Genomic DNA, 22609 nt, shown 5'->3' with positions numbered 1-22609 from the left:
TTACCTACCGAAAATAGATAGTCAACAAGCCGTCGTATTTTAACTCTTACTACACTTAAAAAGGGAAATAGCAAATGGAAGCTCAACAAGGTAGCCCAATGTCAATGTTGTTTATTTTCGTCTTATTTGGATTGATCTTTTATTTTATGATTTATCGTCCACAAGCAAAACGTAATAAAGAACACAAAAAATTAATGTCTGAATTAGCAAAAGGCACTGAAGTATTGACTGCTGGTGGTTTAATTGGTCGCATCACAAAAGTGACAGACGATAGCATCGTTATCGCATTGAATGATTCAACAGAAGTTACTATTAACCGTAACTATGTTGTTGCGATTTTACCAAAAGGCTCATTAAAATCTTAATTTTTAAGGTCTATGACAATTCCATTACTTATGGATGATGGATTATATCAACAAATGAAACATACCAAATAGTATATTTAGTTGTCTTCGGACCTCTCAAATTTTGCGTTGTTCAACTGTTTAGAAGAGCAACGCAACTATTTTTTGGATTGTCAACAAACCATATACCTAAAGGGAAAACTATGCTAAACCGTTACCCTCTTTGGAAGAATATTTTGGTGATTCTCACCATCATCGTTGGTGTTTTATATTCACTTCCAAATCTCTACGGTGAAGATCCAGCCGTTCAAATCTCAGGAACCCGTGGCCAAGAAGCCAATGCGGAAGTTTTTAGCAATGTGCAAACCTTGTTGAAACAAAATCAATTAGAAACTAAGTCTATTATTTTAGAAAACGGTTCAATCTTAGCCCGTTTTAATAACACAGACGATCAGCTCCTTGCAAAGGATAAACTATCAGAAAATTTAGGAAATGGTTATTCTGTTGCACTTAACCTTGCTCCAGCGACACCCAAATGGCTGACATCAATTGGTGCTTATCCAATGAAATGGGGCTTAGACTTACGTGGTGGTGTCCGTTTCCTAATGGAAATAGATATGAACTCTGCCTTAAACAAACGTCAAGAGCAGTTACAAGACACACTACGCACTCAATTACGTAAAGAAAAATATCAATATACTTCCATTAAAGCTGCTGAAGGTTTCAGTACACAAATCACGTTACTTAAACCAGAACAACTTGATGATGCACAACGTTTCTTACGCAAACAACATCACGATTTGAATATCACAACTTTATCTAATAATACGCTTTTACTTACTTTATCAGACAATGCATTAAATGAAGCTCGTGAAAGTGCAATTGAGCAAAACTTAACAATTTTGCGTAAACGTGTATCTGAATTAGGTGTTTCTGAAGCTGTTATTCAACGTCAAGGTGCAGAGCGTATTGTTGTTGAATTACCCGGTGTGCAAGACACTGCACGTGCAAAAGAAATCCTTGGTGCAACAGCAACTTTAGAGTTTCGCCTAGTGAATGAGAATGTAAACTTGGATTCCGCTTCTCGCGGATTTATCCCCGCAGATTCAGAAGTGAAACTTGATCGCAGCGGTCGCCCAATTGTGCTTTACAAACGAGCAGTATTAGGTGGTGAACATATTACCAATGCAAGTTCAGGTCTTGACCAACAAACCTCACGTCCACAAGTCAGTGTTACCTTGGACAGTGAAGGCGGCGAGATTATGTCACAAACCACCCGTTTAAATCTGAAAAAACCAATGGCAACTTTATATGTAGAATATAAAGACAGCGGTAAAAAAGACGAAAATGGGAAATCAATCTTAGAAAAACACGAAGAAGTCATCAACGTCGCAACAATTCAAGGTCGTTTTGGTAGTCAATTCCAAATCACGGGTATTGATAGCCCTGCTGAAGCACTAAACCTTGCAGTATTATTACGCTCTGGAGCATTGATTGCTCCAATCCAAATTGTAGAAGAACGTACGATCGGTCCTTCTCTTGGTGCGGAAAATGTGCGACAAGGTCTTGAAGCAAGTTTTTGGGGATTAGTTGCAGTAGTCATTTTCGTGGCATTCTACTATCGCAAATTCGGTATGATTGCAAATGTGGCACTAATCGCAAATATTATCTTAGTTGTTGGCTTAATGTCACTTTTACCAGGTGCAACACTTTCAATGCCAGGTATTGCCGGTATCGTACTTTCAGTCGGGATGTCCATTGACGCTAACGTACTGATATTTGAGCGGATAAAAGAAGAAATTCGCAATGGTCGTCCTGTACAACAAGCGATTAACGAAGGATATTCTGGTGCATTCACCAGTATCTTTGATGCAAACTTAACCACCATCCTCACGGCAATTATTCTTTATGCTGTTGGTGCAGGTCCTGTTAAAGGTTTTGCAATTACCCTCGCACTAGGGGTTGCAATTTCTATGTTTACTGCAATTGTCGGTACTCGTGCTATCGTGAACTTCTTATACGGTGGTAAGCGAATCAACAAACTATCGATTTAGTGAGGGTATTGTGAGTTTATTTGAAAAGAAAAATGAATCGGCGACAAATGAAAATGTTGAAGTAAAACTGCCATATCGCCTAATTCGATTTATGAAAGGCCGCGTTTGGGGTTATGCTGTTTCTGTATTCGCTATATTGTTGTCGCTTTTCTTTGTGTATAGCAAAGGTTTTAACTGGGGATTAGACTTCACTGGCGGTACGGTGATTGATATGAGCTTTTCACAACCAGCAGAATTAGATAAGGTTCGTTCAACCCTAGAAAATAACGGTATTCAAAGTGCTATCGTTCAAAACTCTGGTAGCGTACGTGATATTATCATTCGTTTGCCAGCAGCAGTAAGTGATGCAAACTTGGGTAATAATGTAAAACAAATGATGGCAAATAATATCGATCCTAATGTGACAGTCCACAGTATTGAATTCGTGGGTCCAAACGTGGGAGAGGAACTTACTCAATCTGCTATCTATGCTACATTAGCGACACTATTGATGCTATTAGCTTATATAGGTTTACGATTTGAATGGCGTTTAGCGGTAGGAGCGATTGCTTCTTTAGCACACGACGTTATCGTCACACTTGGACTTTTCTCATTATTCCAAATTGAGATTGATTTAACATTCGTAGCTGCGATCTTGACCGTTGTGGGCTATTCACTAAACGATAGTATCGTTGTATTTGACCGTGTTCGTGAGAATATGCGTAAAATCAGAAGAACTGAAGTTATCGATATTATCGATATCTCACTTTCACAAACCCTATCAAGAACCTTAATGACCTCTGCGACAACTGTGATCGTTGTGGTGTCATTGTTAGTGTTTGGTGGTCCTAGTATCCATAGTTTCTCTGTCGCATTACTGATTGGTATCGGTTTTGGTACTTATTCATCTATCTTCGTTGCGATTGCTTTAGCTTATGATTTAGGTTTAAAACGTGAACATATGCTTCCACCAAAAGTTGATAAAGATGATATTGACGATTTGCCTTAATCTGTCAGATTAGATAAAAAGGGCGGTCAGAATTTTTTAAATTTTGACCGCTCTTTTTATAAAAACACTATTTCATCGCTTCTGCAAAATTATTCATGAAAAAGGATGTATGTTGACGAATAGACTCCTTCCAATAATCCCACGAATGTGATCCCGGTCTTTCAATGTAAGTATGTTTAACTTGAAGATCTAGTAGCTTTTTATGTAAAGCACGATTCGACTCAATAAAGAAATCATCCAAACCACAATCAATGATCAGCTGAGTTTTAGAAAAGATTAAACGAGGTGCTAAATCTGCAATATTATATTGTGCCCAGTGTTTATCAATAACAGAATTAATGCCCCAGTTATGTTGGAATTGTTCAGGATCAACCCCACCGCTCATACTACCAATATTGCCAAACACATCTTGATTTTTTATCCCAATATACAGAGCACCAAAACCGCCCATACTCAAACCAGTAATCGCACGTTGCTCTTTGACATTATGCGTCGAAAAATGTTGATCAATATAAGGCACTAATTCTTTAACAATGAATCCATGATATTTAGAGTTTTTCTTCAACTCACTGTCCACATACCAGCTATCATAGTTACCATCAGGTGATACATACACAACATTGTATTTATCCGCAAGCTCGCCTAAATTTGTTTTTTCAGGAAAATTACGATTATTACCTGACCAGCCATGCAATGTATAAATCGTGCTGTATTTTTTCTCGATAGAATAGCCTTCCGGCAATACTACTGTGACAGGCACATTTTTGTTCATACCTTGGCTATAAACCTCAATGTTTTTCTCAATAAAAGCAAAGCTGGCTGTAGAATAACATACTCCTAAAACTAAGCTCGAAAAGCCAATGATCTTTTTCATAACTACTCTCCTTTTAACCTTATGATTAATTTAGAATATTAGATGAAGTGAGAAACAACCAACATTCTCATCAATTAATATAACTTACCTTGCTGAGAAAGCAATCAAATCGGAAAGAATAAAAAGTGCGGTCAAAATAAGAAAAATTTTACGAAAAATACGGTGGCAAATGCCACCGTAATAATGATTAGAATAGACTTTTAGATTATGCGTAAACAGGCAGACGCTTACAAATTGCTAATACTTTCTCTTTTGTATCTGCAATCACTTGTGTTTCGTTGTCTTTACCCATTGCATCTAACACATCACACATCCAACCTGCTAATTCTGCAGATTCTGCTTCTTTGAAGCCACGACGTGTGATTGATGGTGTACCAACACGGATACCTGAAGTCACAAATGGTTTCTGTGGGTCATTTGGTACTGCGTTTTTATTTACGGTGATGTTTGCGCTACCTAATGCTGCATCAGCCGCTTTACCTGTTAAACCATGACTCACTAAATCTACTAAGAATAAGTGGTTTTCAGTGCCGTTTGATACCACGTTGTAACCACGTTGTTTAAACACTTCCACCATCGCTTTTGCATTTTTAAGTACTTGTTTTTGGTATTCTTTGTATTCAGGCTCAAGCGCTTCTTTAAAACAAACTGCTTTTGCAGCAATCACGTGAACTAATGGTCCCCCTTGGTTTGCTGGGAATACAGAGCTTTGTAATTTTTTATAAAGCTCCTCATCTTTCGCTGAAGAAAGAATTAAACCACCACGTGGACCACCTAATGTTTTGTGTGTTGTTGTCGTTACGATATGTGCGTGTGGTAACGGGCTTGGGTAAACACCAGCTGCGATAAGACCCGCAACGTGTGCCATATCAACGAAAAGGTATGCACCTACTTCATCAGCGATTTCACGCATTTTCGCCCAATCAACCACTTGAGAGTAAGCAGAGAAACCAGCTACGATCATTTTAGGTTTGCATTCTAATGCTTTTTGGCGAACATCTTCATAATCAATTAAACCATCTGCAGTGATCCCATATTGAACTGCGTTATAGATTTTACCAGAAAAGCTCACTGATGCGCCGTGCGTTAAGTGACCACCGTGTGCAAGACTCATCCCTAGAATAGTATCGTGTGGCTGTAACAATGCGCCATAAACAGCTGCGTTTGCTTGTGAACCGGAGTGAGGTTGTACGTTCACATAATCTGCATCAAATAATTCTTTCGCACGATCAATTGCTAACTGCTCAACAATATCCGCATACTCACAACCACCATAATAACGTTTACCCGGGTAACCTTCTGCATATTTATTAGTGAATTGAGAACCTTGCGCTTCCATTACACGTGGGCTTGCATAGTTTTCAGATGCGATTAATTCGATATGTTCTTCTTGACGACGATTTTCGTCTTGAATTGCTTGCCATAAAACCGGATCGTAATCAGCGATGTTCATACTTCTTTTTAACATTATGATTTCCTCTTTAAGTAAAGATGATTGTGAATTCAGTTAGTGTACCTGTTTCCACAGGATTTTTTAATTAAAATTTGGTTGTTAATTTTTCATTTTTTAATGAAAAAATTTCATCTTATCAAATCGATGAAAAAGATACCGCGCTTTATTGTTGTTCTCTTGCAACTGCGCGATAACCAATATCACGACGATAGAAACGACCAGCCCATTTCACTTTTTCGGCTAACCTCAGTGCTTGTTGTTGTGCATCATAAACACTATCGCCTAATGCCGTTACACAAACGACACGGCCACCATTGGTAACTAATTTACCGTCTTTATTTTCCACACCAGCTAAAAAAACTTTTTGATTTTCGACCGCACTTTCGATGCCTGTAATCTCGTCACCTTTGCGATAATCACCGGGATAACCTTCCGCAGCAAGAACAATTCCAAGTGAAGCCTTTTCACACCACTGTGATTTTTTCTCATCCAATTTACCTTCGCAAGCAGCAAGGCAAAGCTCAACTAAATCTGAATCTAGACGCAACATAATTGGTTGTGTTTCAGGATCACCGAAACGGCAGTTAAATTCAATCACTTTTGGCTGACCATTAGGCATAATCATCAAGCCTGCATAAAGAAAACCTGTATACACGTTGCCTTCTGCGGCCATTCCATTTACTGTCGGATAAATCACTTCTTGCATAATACGATCGTGAATTTCAGCAGTTACAACAGGTGCAGGTGAATATGCCCCCATACCGCCCGTATTTAAACCTGTATCATTTTCACCTACACGCTTATGGTCTTGACTGGTTGCCATTGGCTCAACGTTTTTACCATCCACCATCACGATGAAACTCGCCTCTTCACCATCTAAAAATTCTTCAATAACTACACGGCTCCCAGCTTCACCAAAGGCATTACCTGAAAGCATATCTTTTACTGCTATTTCTGCTTCTTCTAAAGTCATCGCAACAATCACGCCTTTGCCTGCTGCTAAACCATCTGCTTTAACTACGATTGGTGCGCCTTTTTCACGTAAATACGCCAAAGCAGGCTCAACTTCAGTAAAGTTTTGATATTCTGCAGTTGGAATTTTATGACGCGCTAAAAAATCTTTAGTAAAGGCTTTTGAACCTTCTAATTGTGCAGCAGCTTGAGTTGGTCCAAAAATTTTCAAACCTGCTGCGCGAAATGCATCTACAACACCAATTACTAATGGTGCTTCAGGTCCAACAATAGTTAAACCAATTTGATTTTCTTGTGCAAACGCTACTAATTTTTCGACATCGGTCGCAGAAATTGCTACGTTTTCAACTTTATCTTCTAATGCAGTTCCAGCATTACCTGGAGCAACAAATACTTTATCTGCTAATGGAGATTGCGCAACTTTCCAAGCCAATGCGTGTTCTCGACCGCCATTTCCGATGATGAGAATGTTCATAATGATTTTCCTGTGTTATTTGAAATTGATACATTTATTTAAAATGGGACATTTTGATAAATACATTAAATCTTAATGTCTAAAATGACGCATTCCCGTCAACACCATCGCCATACCATGTTCATTTGCAGCATCAATCACTTCTTGATCACGCATTGAGCCACCTGGGTGGATAACGCAAGTAATGCCAGCTTTCGCTGCTGCATCAATACCATCTCGGAATGGGAAGAAAGCATCAGATGCCATCACACAACCAGCCACTTGTAAGCCTTCATCTTCTGCTTTAATTGCTGCAATTTTCGCAGAATAAACTCGACTCATCTGCCCTGCACCAATACCGATAGTCTGTTTATTTTTCGCATAAACAATCGCATTAGACTTCACATATTTCGCCACTTTCCAACAGAACAATAAATCGAACATCTCTTCTACCGTTGGTTTACGTTCCGTCACAAACTCTAAATCTTCAATATCAATGTGGCCTAAATCCGCTTCTTGCACTAATAAGCCACCATTGACTCGTTTGAAATCTAAGCGAGCAAGAGGCTCTTCTTCCCACTCACCACAAGCTAACACACGCACATTTTTCTTAGTCGCAAGGATTTGTTGTGCATCTTCCGCAACCTTTGGAGCAATAATCACTTCCACGAATTGACGCTCAATAATTGCTTGAGCAGTTTGTGCATCAAGCTCTCGGTTAAAGGCGATAATACCACCAAATGCAGAAGTAGGATCAGTTTGATAAGCACGATCATAGGCTTCTAAAATGCTTTCACCTAATGCTACACCGCAAGGGTTTGCGTGTTTCACAATCACACAAGCTGGCTCTAGGAATTCTTTCACACATTCCAACGCTGCATCCGTATCAGCAATGTTATTATAAGAAAGAGCTTTACCTTGCAGTTGAACAGCGGTAGAAACGCTAGCTTCTTTTAATTCATTTTCTACATAGAAAGCAGCTTGCTGATGGCTATTTTCGCCATAGCGCATTATTTGTTTACGGGTAAAATTCAGGTTTAAAGTACGAGGGAATTGACCACATTCTTGGGTTAAATCTTCTTCAGCAGCACCTTGATACGGTGGTACTTTTTGTCCGAAGTAGTTAGCAATCATAGCGTCATATTGCGCCGTATGTTCGAAGGCCTTAATCGCTAGATTAAATCGTGTTTCTAAAGTTAAGCTATTTTGGTGTTGATCCATTTCAGTGAGAATAGCATCAAAATCCTTATTATTGACCACAATCGCCACATCTTTATGGTTCTTAGCAGCAGAACGCACCATTGTTGGTCCACCAATATCAATATTCTCAACTGCATCTTCTAAAGTGCAATTTGGCTTTGCTACTGTCGCTGCAAACGGATATAAATTCACCACAACCATATCGATCCCATCGATACCATGTTGATTCATCACTGCATCATCTGTACCACGACGCCCTAAAATACCACCATGCACTTTTGGATGTAATGTTTTCACACGTCCATCCATCATTTCTGGAAAACCAGTATAATCTGATACTTCAGTTACAGATAAACCATTATCATTTAATAATTTTGCTGTGCCGCCTGTTGAAAGTAACTTTACACCTCGCTGTACCAAACCTTGTGCAAACTCAACGATACCAGTTTTATCTGAAACACTCAGTAATGCCTGACGAATAGGACGATTAACTTGCATTGGAAAATCCTTAAAATTAAAAGTTAAAATGAATAGTAAAATAAAGGCTAGCATTATAACGCAAACGTTTGCGCTTGTGTCAAAAAAATTAATAGGAAGTGATTATTATTCGGTGAGTTAGAATATTTATAAAAAAACCGCCTATAAAGGCGGTTTCTAACAAAAAGTAAGACAATTATTTTCTATTAATTTTATTATCTAATGCAAATGCACCTGGACCTGCAACAACAAAGTATAAAAATACTAATGAATACAGTGCCGCCAATTCACCTTGGTTTAAAATTGGTAATAAAACATTAGAAACTGAAGCGTGAACATAAAAATAAGCTACTGCCATTTGACCTGAAAGAATAAAAGCAACAGGGCGAGTGAACAGACCTAAAATCATTAATACACCACCAATAATTTCAATAACTCCCCCAATACCAAATAATGAAAATAAAGGTTGTGCGCCAAAAACTGCTGGTACGCCAAACACTTTATCTGTCCCATGTAATAAGAACATATAAGCAGCAATAATACGTAATAAACCTAATACTTGTGGACGATATTTTTCTAATGAAATCATGTATTTTCCTTAATAAATATAATTAAATCTAAGATAATCAGAATTTTCAGCGATATGCTCTCGCCGAAAACTGGCGCTATAATAACAATACACAAAAAAGAAAAAAACTATTAAGAAAGAAAAAAATATTCTACTCAGAGTTAATAATCTTCTTTAGCTGCTTCAAGTGTTCATTAAATATACTTGCATCCATAAAACCTGTAATACGTGAATGAGGTATCTCACCGCCCTGACTATTAAAAAATAAAATTGTGGGTAATCCTAATATATTAAGTTTATCTAATAACATTTTATTTTCTGATGTATTTTTCGTCATATCAATTTGCAATAACAACACATCATTAAACGTAGGTACAACTTCTGGTGCATGAAATGTATATTTTTCAAATTCTTTACAAGCCACGCACCAATCGGCATATAAATCTAGCATAGCTAGGCTTTTATGATTAGTTCGTAAAACTTGTTGTAATTCTTCATATGTTTTTATTTTTTTAAATTCAATACGTTGAGTATGCCCTAATTGTTCGATAGCATTTCCACTCAAAAATCCTATTCCAATAACGTTTGGAAAAAATGTGCTAAAAACTAACATCATAAAAACAGCTATCCATGCCCATTTATAATTTCTTAGGTGGAAAAAGATCCACAAACAGAAACCAATAGCTAGTATAAACCATAAGTGATTTTCTACATTTGGGAAAACACGAGAAACTAAAAAGACTGGTAATGCGAGCAAAACAAAACCAAAAGTATGCTTAACGTGTAGCATCCAATTTCCTGATTTCGGTAAAATCTTATTACCAAATACCGTAATCAAAATTAATGGTACTCCCATACCTAATGCCAATAAATATAATGTGATAGCTCCTGTCAAGACATCACCGCTTTGAGCAACATAAAGTAATGCGCCAGAAAGTGGTGCTGAAGTACAAGGCGAAGCGACTAGCCCTGCAATCATTCCCATAACAAAAACGCCACTAAATGCACCGCTTTTTTGCTGTTGACTATATTGCATTAATTTAGTTTGTAGACTAGTTGGTAGCTGTAAGGTAAAGAAACCGAACATTGATAAAGCTAATAGCACAAAAATCATTGACAGAGTCAACAATACATAAGGACTTTGTAACACTACTTGGAAGGGTAAACCAATTGCAGCTACAATCAAACCAAGCAAAGTATAAGTTAATGCCATCCCTTGTACGTAAACAAAACTCAACGTTAGTGCACGTAAGCTATTTGGTCTTATTTGCCCACCAATTACAATTGCAGAAAGCAATGGTAACATTGGTAATACACAAGGTGTAAAAGCCAAGCCTAACCCCAATAAAAAAAACCAAAATACTGAATATTTACTTTTAAAAAGTTCTTCTGCCAAACGATCTTGTTCTGCTACAGGTAGTGAAAGTGCGGTCTTTTTTTGCGAAGTTTCAATGCTTTCTGAAAGAATTTGTTTACTGTCTGCTTGCGAGCTTTGTTCAGAAGATAATAATGTAGGTTCTAATAAACTCACTATTTTAGTTTCTGGTGGATAACAAAAACCGACAGTGCATCCTTGGTAAGTGACTTCCAATATTGCATTTTCTTTCACTGACTTTACAGGAACCGCTAATACAAGTTGTTGACGATAAATATCAACTTCACCGAAAAACTCATCGTGATATTTTTCCGCAGGAGGAAAAACAATCTCTCCAACATCAGAGTCAATACTTTTTACCTCAAAAGACTTTTTATAAAGATAATAACCATCCGCAATATCCCAATGTAATGAAACGCTCCCCGCTTTTTGGACATCCGAAAATTGAAAAGCTTGATCTGCCTTTAAAAAGGTGGGCTTTTTACTAAAAATACCTGCATTTACTATCAACGTAGTGAATAAAAGTAGAAAAACTAAAATTATTTTTTTCATAAAAATATCATTTAACGATTAACTAACATTTTGATTTGAAATACTGATTTTTCATTATCTCATCTTCTTAAGCAAGCAAAATCTTTACTTGATCCTCCAAAACTTATTTTTTAAATAAAAATAAGTTTTGATAATTATTTTTATTTGGTGTAGTATGTGCGCCATTGAATTATTTTTCATTAAAAAATAAGAGGATTTCAAAATATGAAAAAAGGTATTCATCCAGAGAACTACCGTACTGTGCTTTTTTATGACTCAAATGCAAAACAAGGCTTCTTAATCCGCTCTTGTGCAAGAACCACAAACACAATGAAATGGGAAGATGGTAAAGAATATCCTGTATTTATGTGTGATACCTCATCTGCATCACATCCATTCTATACTGGCAAAACTCGCCAAATCGCTAACGAAGGTCGTGCAAGTGATTTCGTTAATCGTTATGGTAAATTTGGCGCTTTAAAATCAAAATAAGAGGTCCATAATGCAGGTGCTATCTTCCTTGAAAAGTGCCAAAACACGTCACCCCGGATGCAAAGTTGTTCGTCGCCACGGTGTTGTTTACGTGATTTGCAAAGAAAACCCGCGTTTCAAAGCCCGTCAAGGTGGAAAAAAGAAACGTTAATATCCCAGATTTTTTGTATGTAAGTAAAATGAGCATTCGCTCAGTTTTCCCTCAATGAACTCACTCCATTGGGGGATTTTTTTATGATCTAAATCATTAAAGGCAAATCTAATGTAACAAAATTCATATTTCCTATTGTTACAATTATGTTGCAATTATACAATACTGCAGTTAATTTTGTTTTACAACAAAGCAGATTTTTAAACTTCTACGTAATAGGATATATAAGATGGTAACGCCACAGATTTTAATTGTTGAGGATGAAGCTATTACAAGAAATACACTAAAAAGTATTTTTGAGGCAGAAGGGTATGAAGTATTTGAAGCTGCTGATGGCGCGCAAATGCACCGCATCTTATCAAACAAAGTAATTAATTTAGTGATTATGGACATCAACTTACCAGGTAAAAATGGCCTTATGCTAGCTCGTGAATTACGAGAAACAACTAATACAGCCTTGATGTTCTTAACGGGAAGAGATAACGAAGTCGATAAAATTTTAGGTTTAGAAATCGGTGCGGATGATTACATTACTAAACCATTTAACCCACGAGAATTGACAATACGCGCTCGTAACTTACTGCAGCGTACAATGCAAGAAAATACAAAAGAAACTAAAGAAAATGTGGAAGAATACCGATTCAATGGTTGGATACTTGACTTAAATAGCCGTACGTTAATCAACCCTGAAGGTGAAGAATATAAACTTCCTCGTAGTGAATTCCGTGCGATGTTACATTTTTGTGAAAATCCAGGTAAAATTCAAACTCGTGAAGAATTGCTAAAAAAAATGACTGGACGTGAGCTAAAACCACAAGATCGTACAGTAGACGTGACTATCCGTCGTATTCGCAAACATTTTGAAGACCATCCAGACAGCCCTGAAATCATCACCACAATACATGGTGAAGGCTATCGCTTCTGCGGTGAGCTTGAATAATCAACTGATTTAAAGTGAAAAAATTTTCACAAAAATAAGTTAGATTTTTTCATTTCGTTCAAAATAAAAATCCTCATAAGTTCGCTTATGAGGATTTTTTATGAAAATTGACCGCGCTTTTATACGTTCAGCCACCTTTTAAAACGTCTATTTTGCTAATAAATATTGACGTAACTGCGCAAAATCATTTTCCATCACATCAGAAAGTAATGGCAATACAGCGTGTTTTGCTAACGCTTCAGGCAGATCTAATTCAAGATCCAAAATGCGTTCCACACTTTCTTTAAATTTAGCAGGGTGTGCAGTGCACAGGAATAAACCTGTTTCGCCCGCTTGAAGATCTTGTTTTAATACACGATAAGCAACCGCACCATGTGGCTCACATAAATACCCTTTTTCGTGCATTTGTTTTAAAGTTTCTTCTGTATCACTATCATTGACTGCATCTGAATGTAAGTCTGATAACATCCAACCATTACGCTTAAATAATTCTTCAACACGTGGCCAGTTATTTGGACGGCTCACATCCATTGCATTAGATAAAGTCGCAACAGTGTCATTTGGTTGCCAAACACCACTAAGTAAATAGCGAGGTACAGTATCATTGACATTAGTCGAAGCCACAAAACGCTTAATTGGTAAACCCAGTGATTTTGCAATTAAACCGGCAGTTAAGTTACCAAAGTTACCACTTGGCACAGAGACAACAACATTATCACGTACTTCTTTCGGCAACTGAGCAACAGCTTCAAAGTAATAACAAACTTGTGCTAACAGACGGCTGATATTAATTGAATTTGCGGAGTTCAAACCAATGGTTTGACGTAATTCTGCATCATCAAAAGCTTGTTTTACTAAAGCTTGGCAATCATCAAAATCCCCTTTAATTGCCACAGTGCGAATATTGCCACCTAGTGTACAGAATAATTTTTCTTGTAATGGACTGATTTTACCTTGTGGGTATAAAATCACCACATCGATATTTTCTAAGCCATAAAATGCGTGTGCAACCGCTGCACCTGTGTCACCAGAGGTTGCGGTTAGGATCGTGATTTTACCGTCACCACGTACAGTCGCTAATGCTTGCGCCATAAAACGACCACCGAAATCTTTAAAGGCTAACGTTGGGCCGTGGAACAACTCAAGTGCATAAACACCCTCTTCTACTTTTACAACTGGAGCTGGGAACGTAAAGGCACTTTTCACCATTTGTGCTAATTGATTTTCAGCAATTTCTTCCCCAATTAATGCGCCAAGAATTTTTTGGCTACGCTCAACTAATGGCAATGCAAGTAAGCTGTCAATATCATCAAAGTGCGGTATTTTTTCAGGGAAAAATAAGCCTTGGTTTTTACCCAAACCTTGGCGAACTGCTTGTGCAAAATTGACTTGTTCTTCAGGGTGTTTAATGTTGTATAAATTCATATTGTTTTCCGTTATTCAATTAATCAAGCGCTCTCGCACCTTGGTTATCCACTTTACAAATATGCACAAAGCCTTCATTGTTTTGCAAGTAATGATTTTCTAAATAGGTCGATAATTTCATTGCTATCGCTAAATCAGGCGCAATAGCAAACATAGTCGGACCAGAGCCTGAAATACCAGTCGCAAGTGCCCCCAAATCACGAGTAGCTTGTTTAACATCTGCAAAATTTGGTAATAATGCCTCACGATAAGGCTCTGCTATCAGATCTTTCATCATTAGCGCTGTCAATTGAGCTTGTTTAGTATGGCAAGCATGGACAAAACTACCTAAATGGCGCGCTTGCGCAATCACATCTTGGCGAGTATAGCTTTTCGGTAAAATAGCACGCGCTTCTGCAGTTGACACCTCAATCCCCGGGTAAGCCAACACCCAATACCATTCATCAAAAAATGGTAGCGTTTGACAAATATTACCTAAAGATTGCACCATTAATTGCACACCGCCTAAATAGCAAGGCGCTACGTTATCATAGTGAATTGACCCCGAAATACGCCCTTCTAATTCGCCCATCATTTCTAACAGTTCCATTTTCGAAAATGGTTCTTGATGGAATTGATTTAACGCTACCAATGCCGCCACGATAGAGCAAGCACTTGATCCTAACCCAGAACCAATCGGCATATTTTTTTCTAAGGTTAAACGCAATGGACTCACTTGCGTACCACGTAATTTTAAACGCTCGCTAAATAAAACATATGCCTGATAAACAATGTTTTTTTGTGGTTCTTTTGGCAATTTACGCACAAAATAACCCGCACTTTCTAGCTCGAATCCACTTGGAATAGATTCAACTTGCACCACATCACCTAGCAATGAGCCATCAATTGGGGACACTGCTGCCCCCAATGTATCAAAGCCCACACTTAAATTTGCACTAGATGCAGGTGCATAAATTCTAAGTATCTTATTTTCCATTTGATTAATAACCGATTAGTTTTGTAATGTTCTTAAAATATCGGCAAAAATACCGGCTGCTGTGACTGCATTACCCGCACCGTATCCACGTAAAAGTAATGGTGCAGGCTGATAATAACGAGTATAGAACGCTAACGCATTTTCACCATTTTTCACTTTATAAAGCGGATTATCTTCGTCCACTTCTACAATTGAAACTTTGCACTGACCATTTTCAAGTTGACCAACATAACGTAATACTTTGCCTTCAGCTTTTGCTTTTGCCACCCGTTCTGCAAATGTAGCGTCTAACTCTGGAAGCATTGCCATAAATTCTGCTACGCTTTTACCTTCTGAAAACCCCTTGGGCAAGACACTTTCCACATCAACATCAGATAATTCTAATTGCAAGCCTGTTTCACGTGCTAGAATTAATAATTTGCGGGCTACATCTTGACCAGATAAATCATCACGAGGGTCTGGCTCTGTAAAGCCTTTTTCACGTGCAAGTGCAGTCGCTTCTGATAAAGAATACCCATTCTCCAACTCACCGAAAATAAAGGAAAGTGAGCCAGATAAAATACCATTAAATTTTACAACTTCATCCCCTGCTGCTAACAAGTTCTGCAAGTTTTCAATTACTGGTAACCCCGCACCTACGTTAGTGTCATAAAGGAATTTACGTTGATTTGCACGAGCATTTTCACGCAATGTATTGTAGTACGCTAAATCACGAGTATTCGCTTTTTTATTTGGTGTTACAACATGAAAACCTTCTTTTAGTGCACGTACATACAAACCAGAAACAGATTCCGCTGAAGTACAATCTACAAACACTGGATTAACGACGTGGTGTAACTTAATAAAAGAAAGTAACACATCAAAATCTGAAGGTTGGGTCGCATTTTCTAAATTTAGCTGCCAGTTATCTAAATTCAAACCATCAGCTTTGAGTAACATCTTATTTGAGTTAGCAATAGCACAAACACGAATTTCAATATCTTTTTTAGCAAGATAGTCTTTTTGGTTTTTGATTTGTTCAATTAACTCTCCACCAACACCACCGACGCCAACTAAGAACATATCAACTACTTTTTTATTATTAAATAAGGCTTGATGCGTTGATTTTACGGCTTCAATTGCTTTATTCAGCGGCACAACGGCTGAAATTGAACGTTCTGATGAGCCTTGTGCAATTGCTACAATGCTAATATTTGCTTGTGCAAGTGCAGAGAAGAAACGCGCGGCAATCCCTTTCGCTTGTTTCATTCCATCACCTACAACAGAAATGACCGATAAGTCTTTAATTACATCAATCGGTTCAAGATAATCTGCTTTTAACTCTTGTTCAAATTCATTTTCTAATACTTGTTTTGCTGTATCAACGGATTTTGCAGGCACACAGAAACTAATACTATATTCAGAAGAAGATTGGGTAATTAAAATTACTGAAATACCTGCTTTTGACATTGCTGAGAAGACCCGTGCTGCCATTCCCACCATACCTTGCATACCAGGACCTGATACATTAAACATAGCCACATTATCAAGATTAGTAATCCCTTTCACTTGTAACTGTTCAGATTGAACATTACCATCAATGATGGAACCAGGAGCAGAAGGATTAGCTGTATTTTTAATTAAACAAGGAATATTTTTCTGAACTAATGGACCTATCGTACGAGGATGAATCACTTTTGCACCAAAATAAGAAAGCTCCATTGCCTCACGGTAAGAAAGGCTAGGTAATAAACGTGCATCAGGGACTAAACGTGGGTCACAAGTAAACACACCATCCACATCAGTCCAAATTTCACAAGCGCTAGCACCTAAACAAGCTGCTAAACAAGCTGCAGAATAATCTGAACCATTACGGCCTAATAAAACAAGTTCCCCCTGCTCATTTCCTGCAGTAAAACCTGCCATTAACACCACATTCGTAGTTGGGATAGATTTTGCATCAACACGTTTAGTTGACTCTTCAATATCTACTGATGACTCTAAATAGTTACCTTTTGCTAACAATTTTTCAACAGGATCAATTACTGTAACAGCATAACCACGGGCTTCAAACCATGCTTTCATCATAGCAATGGATAATTTTTCACCACGACAATCAATCGTTGCTTTCACTGCATCGGACACAAAACCTTGTTGACGAATTTCTTCTAACACATCTTTGATTTGTGCAAATTCTGCATCAATTAATGCTTTTGTCCCTTCAAGATCAAAATTATTATTTTCTTCATATAAACCATTAATAATATTATAGAAAATTTCTAATGCTTCATTGAAATGAGAATCAGTAGGTTGATTTAAACTGGCTTTTTCAGAAAGGGCAACAAGATGGTTAGTAATTTTTGCTGGTGCAGATAGCACCCCTGCAGCTTGTTCCTCAAAATGAGCTTTTTCGATAAGTTGTGCTGCTTGCGAAAAACGCTCAGGATTGGCTAAGGAAGTGCCTCCAAACTTAAGTACTCTCATGATAATCTCCCGATGTTGTGTAATTTAATATTATAAAAATCTCATAAAAAAACCCGTACTGTTTATATTCAGTACGGGTTTTGTAGAATTGGCTATTTTTTTCTACGCACTAACCCGCACCATTAGTCATAATAATGGTGGTCTTGGTCATAATAATTTGAGTTGAAAAATTAGAATTACTCATTTACTTGTATTTGGCGAGAAAATAAAAACAATGTGTAAGAAATACCGAAATTTACTAACCTTGTCAAACAGAAAATGAAAAAATAGGATAAATTTTAAAAAACACTTAAATTCTAGTAATATATCCTTTTTATAAATTCAACAAAACGCCCCTTTCTTGAGATAGGATCTCTCTATGACAATCAAACAAAACGTAACTCAAATTCAGCAAAGAATTCAATACTACACTGCACAAGCACAACGCCAACAAAGTGCGGTCAAATTATTAGCTGTTTCGAAAACAAAAACTGTCGAAGATATCTATCAAGCCTATCAAGCGGGTCAAACCACATTTGGAGAGAATTACGTACAAGAAGGTATTGATAAAATTGCTTATTTTCAACAGCAAAATATCGAGTTGGAATGGCATTTTATTGGTCCATTACAATCGAATAAAACACGTTTAGTCGCAGAACACTTTGACTGGATGCAAACACTCGATCGTATAAAAATTGCTGATCGGCTAAATGAACAACGTCCTTATTACAAAGCACCATTAAATGTTTTAATTCAAATTAATATTAGCGATGAAAACAGCAAATCAGGTATTACACCAAATGACATGCTGGCGTTAGCAACACACATCCAAAACTTACCGCACTTACGCTTACGAGGTTTAATGGCAATTCCAGCACCAACAGATGATCTTCAACAACAAGAACAGGCCTTTAATGCAATGAACAGCTTATTTATAGCGTTACAACAAGCACTACCAGAGGCTCAAATTGACACGCTTTCGATGGGCATGACCGATGATATGGCTAGCGCAATTAAGTGTGGTTCGACAATGGTGCGAATTGGTACCGCTATTTTTGGTGCTCGCGAATACCACAAATAACCTTATTTTGGTTTCATCTCATTCTGATATAAAACAAAAGATAAAATTTGACAGCGTTATAGTGGCTTTTTATTATTCATTTCATTGATAAAACTCTCAAAAAATGGACACTATACTTTTGAAAAATCAAACACAACAACTCACAGATCTGCTCGCACAACGTATTTTAATTCTCGACGGTGCGATGGGGACGATGATCCAAAAATATAAACTCACCGAAGCAGATTTTCGTGGTGAGCGTTTTAAAAATAGCCCCGTTGATTTGCGTGGTAATAACGATTTATTAACCCTAACCCAGCCCTTGCTGATTAAAGCTATTCACGAGAAATATTTGGCGGCGGGTGCAGATATTATTGAAACCAATACTTTCAGTTCAACCACCATTGCACAAGCAGACTATGAATTACAAGCGGTAGCTTATGAGCTCAATTTTGCAGGGGCGAAATTGGCTCGTTTGGCGGCAGATAAATACAGCACCCCAGAAAAGCCTCGCTTTGTGGCGGGGATTTTAGGCCCAACCAACCGCACTGCTTCAATTTCACCCAATGTAAACGACCCCGGTTTCCGTAACGTCACCTTTATGGAATTGGTAGATGCCTATGCGGAAGCGACTCGAGGTTTGATTGAAGGTGGTTCGGATCTGATTATGATCGAAACCATTTTCGATACCTTAAATGCTAAAGCCGCCGCCTTTGCCATTGACCAAGTGTTTGAAGAATTGGGCGTGATTTTGCCAATTATGATTTCAGGCACAATCACCGATGCTTCTGGACGAACCCTTTCAGGACAAACCACCGAAGCTTTTTACAATTCTCTACGCCATGTTAAACCACTCACTTTTGGCTTGAACTGTGCTTTAGGCCCGAAAGAGTTGCGTCAATATGTAGAAGCCATGTCGAAAATCAGCGAGACCTATGTGTCAGTTCACCCTAACGCAGGCTTGCCAAATGCCTTTGGTGGCTATGATTTAGGTGCGGAAGAAATGGCGGCTCATTTAAAAGAATGGGCAGAGCAAGGCTTTGTGAACATTGTCGGCGGTTGCTGTGGGACAACGCCTGAACATATCAAAGCCTTTAGCGAAGCGATGGAAGGCATCAAGCCACGCCAGCTCCCTGAAATCAAAACCGCTATGCGTTTATCTGGGCTTGAGCCATTAACCGTTGATGAAGATAGCCTTTTCGTCAATGTGGGCGAACGCAATAACGTAACGGGTTCGGCTAAATTTAAGAAATTAATCAAAGAAGAAAAATTTGCCGAAGCCATTGAAATTGCCATTCAGCAGGTGGAAAACGGGGCACAGGTGATCGATGTGAATATGGACGAAGCCTTGCTCGATTCGGAAAAATGTATGGTGCGTTTCCTAAACATTATGGCAACCGAACCTGATGCGGCAAAAGTGCCGGTGATGATCGACTCGTCCAAATGGGAAGTGATTGAAGCAGGCTTACAAGCGGTACAAGGCAAAGCAATCGTGAACTCGATTTCCTTGAAAGAAGGGGAAGAGAAATTTATTCAACAAGCCAAGCTGGTTCGCCGTTATGGTGCGGCTGTGGTGGTGATGGCGTTTGATGAAGTGGGGCAAGCGGATACAGAAGATCGTAAAGTAGAAATCTGTACCAGAGCCTACCGCATTTTAGTGGATCAAGTGGGCTTCCCGCCTGAAGATATTATTTTTGACCCTAACATTTTCGCTATCGGCACAGGAATTGAAGAGCACAATAACTACGGTGTAGATTTCATCAATGCTGTAGGGCGAATTAAACAAAGCCTACCGCACGCCAAAATTTCGGGCGGTGTGTCTAACGTCTCTTTCTCATTCCGAGGCAATAATGTGATGCGTGAAGCCATTCACGCCGTTTTCCTTTATCACGCCATTAAGCAAGGTATGGATATGGGGATCGTCAATGCTGGGCAGTTAGCGATTTATGATGATCTTGATCCTGAAATGCGTAACATCATTGAAGATGCGGTGCTAAACCGTCATCCAGATGCCACAGAACAGCTTATCGAACTTGCAGAAAAATACCGAAATTCGACCGCTCGTCAGGAAGATAACAGTGTCGCCGAGTGGCGAACTTGGAGTGTAGAAGAACGCTTGAAATATGCTTTAGTCAAAGGGATCACCAACCATATTATTGAAGACACTGAAGAAGCTCGCTTGAAATTTAGCTCGCCATTGGAAGTAATCGAAGGGCCGTTAATGGACGGTATGGACGTGGTGGGCGAGCTATTTGGCGATGGCAAAATGTTCCTACCGCAAGTGGTGAAATCTGCTCGAGTGATGAAGCAATCAGTGGCTTACTTAGAGCCATTTATCAACGCCACCAAGCAAAAAGGCTCGTCTGCGGGCAAAGTGGTGATTGCCACAGTGAAAGGCGATGTGCACGACATTGGTAAAAATATTGTCAGCGTGGTGATGCAATGTAACAACTTTGAAGTGATTGACTTAGGAGTGATGGTGCCTGCGGATAAAATTATCGACACCGCTATTCGTGAAAAAGCCGATGTGATTGCGTTGAGTGGTTTGATTACCCCATCTTTAGATGAAATGGAATATTTCTTAGGCGAAATGACCCGTTTAGGCTTAAATCTGCCAGTGATGATTGGCGGAGCGACCACGTCAAAAGAGCATACAGCGATTAAGCTCTATCCAAAATATAAGCACGAAGTGGTTTATACCACCAACGCTTCTCGTGCGGTAACGGTTTGTGCTGCACTAATGAACCCAGAAACCAAAGCGGAATTGTGGGAACGAATGAAAAAGGAATATGAGCAAATTCAGCACGCCTTTGCCAACAAAAAAGCCCCACGCAAACAGTTACCGATTGAAGAGGCAAGAGCCAATCGTTTTGATGCCTTTGCGGGCGAATGGGCGGATTATCAAGTGCCACAGCCAAAACAAACGGGCATTATCGAATATAAAAACGTGCCGATTGCCACCTTACGCAAATTTATCGACTGGTCGCCATTCTTTATGTTATGGGGCTTAATGGGCGGCTATCCTGATGCTTTCGATTATCCTGAAGGGGGCGAAGAAGCTCGCCGAGTGTGGAATGATGCCCAAAAAGTGTTAGACGAATTAGAGCAAAATGGCAAACTCAACCCAAGTGGCGTAATGGGGATTTTCCCTGCTTGTCGAGCGGGCGATGATATTGAAATTTTTGCAAATTCCGGCCGCACTTCGCCTGTGGGCAAAGTCTATAACCTACGCCAACAAACCGAGCGTGGCAAAAACAGCAAAAGCCCATACAACCTTTGCTTGAGCGACTTTATCGCCGATAAAGAGAGCGGACAGCAAGACTGGTTCGGTATGTTCGCCGTTTGTGCAGGGATTGAAGAACACGACTTAGTGGAAGGCTACAAAGCTGCAGGGGACGACTACAACGCCATCTTACTGCAAGCTGTCGGCGACCGTTTAGCCGAAGCCATGGCGGAATACCTTCACTTTGAGCTTCGCACTAAAGTTTGGGGCTATTCAGATGAAACTATGGATAACGAGCGTTTAATTCGTGAAGAATACATCGGCATCCGCCCCGCCCCCGGCTACCCAAGCTGCCCAGAACACACCGAAAAACAGATCATTTGGGATTTATTGGAAGTGGAACAACGCATTGGCATGAAACTCACCGAAAGCTACGCCATGTGGCCCGCTGCCTCCGTCTGCGGCTGGTACTTCTCCCACCCAGCGAGTAACTACTTCACTTTAGGACGCATAGACGAAGATCAAGCGGTGGATTATGCGAAACGGAAAGGTTGGGATGAGAAGATGATGTTGAAATGGCTGAGTGTGGCGATGAAGTAAAATAGGAGAA

General features: G+C 38.9%; 17 protein-coding genes. 8 read left to right on the top strand and 9 right to left on the bottom strand.

The features are described from left to right. The first annotated feature begins 74 nt into the window (after positions 1–74). The 3 genes from yajC to secF all read left to right on the top strand — a co-directional run bounded on the left by yajC (position 75) and on the right by secF (position 3386). Positions 75–365: a preprotein translocase subunit YajC gene (gene yajC, locus CKV78_RS02015; RefSeq protein WP_005764575.1), complete on the top strand. Its 291-nt coding sequence runs from the start codon at positions 75–77 to the stop codon at positions 363–365. Between the two features lie 182 nt (positions 366–547). Further along, positions 548–2398 carry a protein translocase subunit SecD gene (gene secD, locus CKV78_RS02010; protein ID WP_005764577.1) on the top strand — a complete coding sequence of 617 codons (1851 nt, stop codon included), beginning with the start codon at positions 548–550 and terminating at the stop codon, positions 2396–2398. 7 nt (positions 2399–2405) lie between these two features. Then, positions 2406–3386 carry a protein translocase subunit SecF gene (gene secF / locus CKV78_RS02005; RefSeq protein WP_155811619.1) on the top strand — a complete coding sequence of 327 codons (981 nt, stop codon included), beginning with the start codon at positions 2406–2408 and terminating at the stop codon, positions 3384–3386. A 67-nt stretch (positions 3387–3453) separates the two neighbouring features. Here the strand turns inward: secF and CKV78_RS02000 are convergent, their stop codons facing one another. The 6 genes from CKV78_RS02000 to CKV78_RS01975 all read right to left on the bottom strand — a co-directional run bounded on the left by CKV78_RS02000 (position 3454) and on the right by CKV78_RS01975 (position 11311). Then, a complete protein-coding gene (locus CKV78_RS02000; protein ID WP_005764581.1) occupies positions 3454–4260 on the bottom strand; it encodes an alpha/beta hydrolase in 807 nt (268 codons plus the stop codon). 205 nt (positions 4261–4465) lie between these two features. Further along, complete coding sequence (glyA, locus tag CKV78_RS01995) at positions 4466–5728, bottom strand: serine hydroxymethyltransferase (RefSeq protein ID WP_005764583.1); 1263 nt, start codon at positions 5726–5728, stop codon at positions 4466–4468. A 148-nt stretch (positions 5729–5876) separates the two neighbouring features. Continuing rightward, on the bottom strand, positions 5877–7160 hold the full coding sequence (gene purD, locus CKV78_RS01990) for a phosphoribosylamine--glycine ligase (RefSeq protein ID WP_005764585.1): 1284 nt from the start codon (positions 7158–7160) through the stop codon (positions 5877–5879). A gap of 72 nt (positions 7161–7232) precedes the next feature. Next, on the bottom strand, positions 7233–8837 hold the full coding sequence (gene purH / locus CKV78_RS01985; RefSeq protein WP_032855623.1) for a bifunctional phosphoribosylaminoimidazolecarboxamide formyltransferase/IMP cyclohydrolase: 1605 nt from the start codon (positions 8835–8837) through the stop codon (positions 7233–7235). Between the two features lie 175 nt (positions 8838–9012). Next, entirely contained in the window at positions 9013–9405 is a 393-nt protein-coding gene (locus tag CKV78_RS01980) for a DoxX family protein (protein WP_005764588.1), read from the bottom strand. A 130-nt stretch (positions 9406–9535) separates the two neighbouring features. Beyond that, positions 9536–11311 (bottom strand): protein-disulfide reductase DsbD, encoded by a 1776-nt coding sequence (locus CKV78_RS01975; protein WP_005764590.1) that lies wholly within the window; start codon positions 11309–11311, stop codon positions 9536–9538. A gap of 204 nt (positions 11312–11515) precedes the next feature. On the opposite strand from CKV78_RS01975, the gene CKV78_RS01970 reads away from it, so the two are divergent. The 3 genes from CKV78_RS01970 to arcA all read left to right on the top strand — a co-directional run bounded on the left by CKV78_RS01970 (position 11516) and on the right by arcA (position 12873). After that, a complete protein-coding gene (locus CKV78_RS01970) occupies positions 11516–11782 on the top strand; it encodes a type B 50S ribosomal protein L31 (RefSeq protein ID WP_005764592.1) in 267 nt (88 codons plus the stop codon). A gap of 10 nt (positions 11783–11792) precedes the next feature. Then, on the top strand, positions 11793–11933 hold the full coding sequence (ykgO, locus tag CKV78_RS01965; protein WP_005550410.1) for a type B 50S ribosomal protein L36: 141 nt from the start codon (positions 11793–11795) through the stop codon (positions 11931–11933). Between the two features lie 229 nt (positions 11934–12162). Next, positions 12163–12873, top strand: coding sequence for a two-component system response regulator ArcA (arcA, locus tag CKV78_RS01960; protein ID WP_005764594.1), 711 nt, complete (start codon positions 12163–12165; stop codon positions 12871–12873). Positions 12874–13020: 147 nt separating this feature from the next. Here arcA and thrC read toward each other — a convergent pair whose 3' ends face one another. The 3 genes from thrC to thrA are packed head-to-tail and all read right to left on the bottom strand — an operon-like array spanning position 13021 to position 17737. Next, positions 13021–14298 (bottom strand): threonine synthase, encoded by a 1278-nt coding sequence (gene thrC, locus CKV78_RS01955; RefSeq protein ID WP_005764595.1) that lies wholly within the window; start codon positions 14296–14298, stop codon positions 13021–13023. A gap of 19 nt (positions 14299–14317) precedes the next feature. Then, positions 14318–15262, bottom strand: a complete 945-nt coding sequence (thrB, locus tag CKV78_RS01950) for a homoserine kinase (protein WP_032855642.1) — start codon at positions 15260–15262, stop codon at positions 14318–14320. A gap of 27 nt (positions 15263–15289) precedes the next feature. Then, positions 15290–17737 (bottom strand): bifunctional aspartate kinase/homoserine dehydrogenase I, encoded by a 2448-nt coding sequence (thrA, locus tag CKV78_RS01945; RefSeq protein WP_005764599.1) that lies wholly within the window; start codon positions 17735–17737, stop codon positions 15290–15292. Positions 17738–18095: 358 nt separating this feature from the next. Between thrA and CKV78_RS01940 the strand changes: the two genes are divergently transcribed. Next, positions 18096–18797, top strand: coding sequence for a YggS family pyridoxal phosphate-dependent enzyme (locus CKV78_RS01940; RefSeq protein WP_005764601.1), 702 nt, complete (start codon positions 18096–18098; stop codon positions 18795–18797). A 103-nt stretch (positions 18798–18900) separates the two neighbouring features. Further along, positions 18901–22599 (top strand): methionine synthase, encoded by a 3699-nt coding sequence (metH, locus tag CKV78_RS01935; RefSeq protein ID WP_005764604.1) that lies wholly within the window; start codon positions 18901–18903, stop codon positions 22597–22599. The last annotated feature ends 10 nt before the right edge of the window (positions 22600–22609 follow it).

The sequence above is a fragment of the Pasteurella dagmatis genome (genome assembly GCF_900186835.1).
GTDB classification, from domain to species: Bacteria; Pseudomonadota; Gammaproteobacteria; order Enterobacterales; family Pasteurellaceae; genus Pasteurella; species Pasteurella dagmatis.
The sequence above is the reverse complement of the archived record's forward strand: the minus strand, read 5'-3'. Positions and strand labels throughout refer to the sequence as shown.

Bases quoted from the DNA above. Each gene is read 5' to 3' on its own strand.
- yajC (WP_005764575.1), top strand. From the start codon at position 75: ATGGAAGCTCAACAAGGTAGCCCAATGTCAATGTTGTTTATTTTCGTC.
- secD (WP_005764577.1), top strand. From the start codon at position 548: ATGCTAAACCGTTACCCTCTTTGGAAGAATATTTTGGTGATTCTCACC.
- CKV78_RS02000 (WP_005764581.1), bottom strand. From the start codon at position 4,260: ATGAAAAAGATCATTGGCTTTTCGAGCTTAGTTTTAGGAGTATGTTAT.
- glyA (WP_005764583.1), bottom strand. From the start codon at position 5,728: ATGTTAAAAAGAAGTATGAACATCGCTGATTACGATCCGGTTTTATGG.
- purD (WP_005764585.1), bottom strand. From the start codon at position 7,160: ATGAACATTCTCATCATCGGAAATGGCGGTCGAGAACACGCATTGGCT.
- purH (WP_032855623.1), bottom strand. From the start codon at position 8,837: ATGCAAGTTAATCGTCCTATTCGTCAGGCATTACTGAGTGTTTCAGAT.
- CKV78_RS01980 (WP_005764588.1), bottom strand. From the start codon at position 9,405: ATGATTTCATTAGAAAAATATCGTCCACAAGTATTAGGTTTATTACGT.
- CKV78_RS01975 (WP_005764590.1), bottom strand. From the start codon at position 11,311: ATGAAAAAAATAATTTTAGTTTTTCTACTTTTATTCACTACGTTGATA.
- CKV78_RS01970 (WP_005764592.1), top strand. From the start codon at position 11,516: ATGAAAAAAGGTATTCATCCAGAGAACTACCGTACTGTGCTTTTTTAT.
- ykgO (WP_005550410.1), top strand. From the start codon at position 11,793: ATGCAGGTGCTATCTTCCTTGAAAAGTGCCAAAACACGTCACCCCGGA.
- arcA (WP_005764594.1), top strand. From the start codon at position 12,163: ATGGTAACGCCACAGATTTTAATTGTTGAGGATGAAGCTATTACAAGA.
- thrC (WP_005764595.1), bottom strand. From the start codon at position 14,298: ATGAATTTATACAACATTAAACACCCTGAAGAACAAGTCAATTTTGCA.
- thrA (WP_005764599.1), bottom strand. From the start codon at position 17,737: ATGAGAGTACTTAAGTTTGGAGGCACTTCCTTAGCCAATCCTGAGCGT.
- CKV78_RS01940 (WP_005764601.1), top strand. From the start codon at position 18,096: ATGACAATCAAACAAAACGTAACTCAAATTCAGCAAAGAATTCAATAC.
- metH (WP_005764604.1), top strand. From the start codon at position 18,901: ATGGACACTATACTTTTGAAAAATCAAACACAACAACTCACAGATCTG.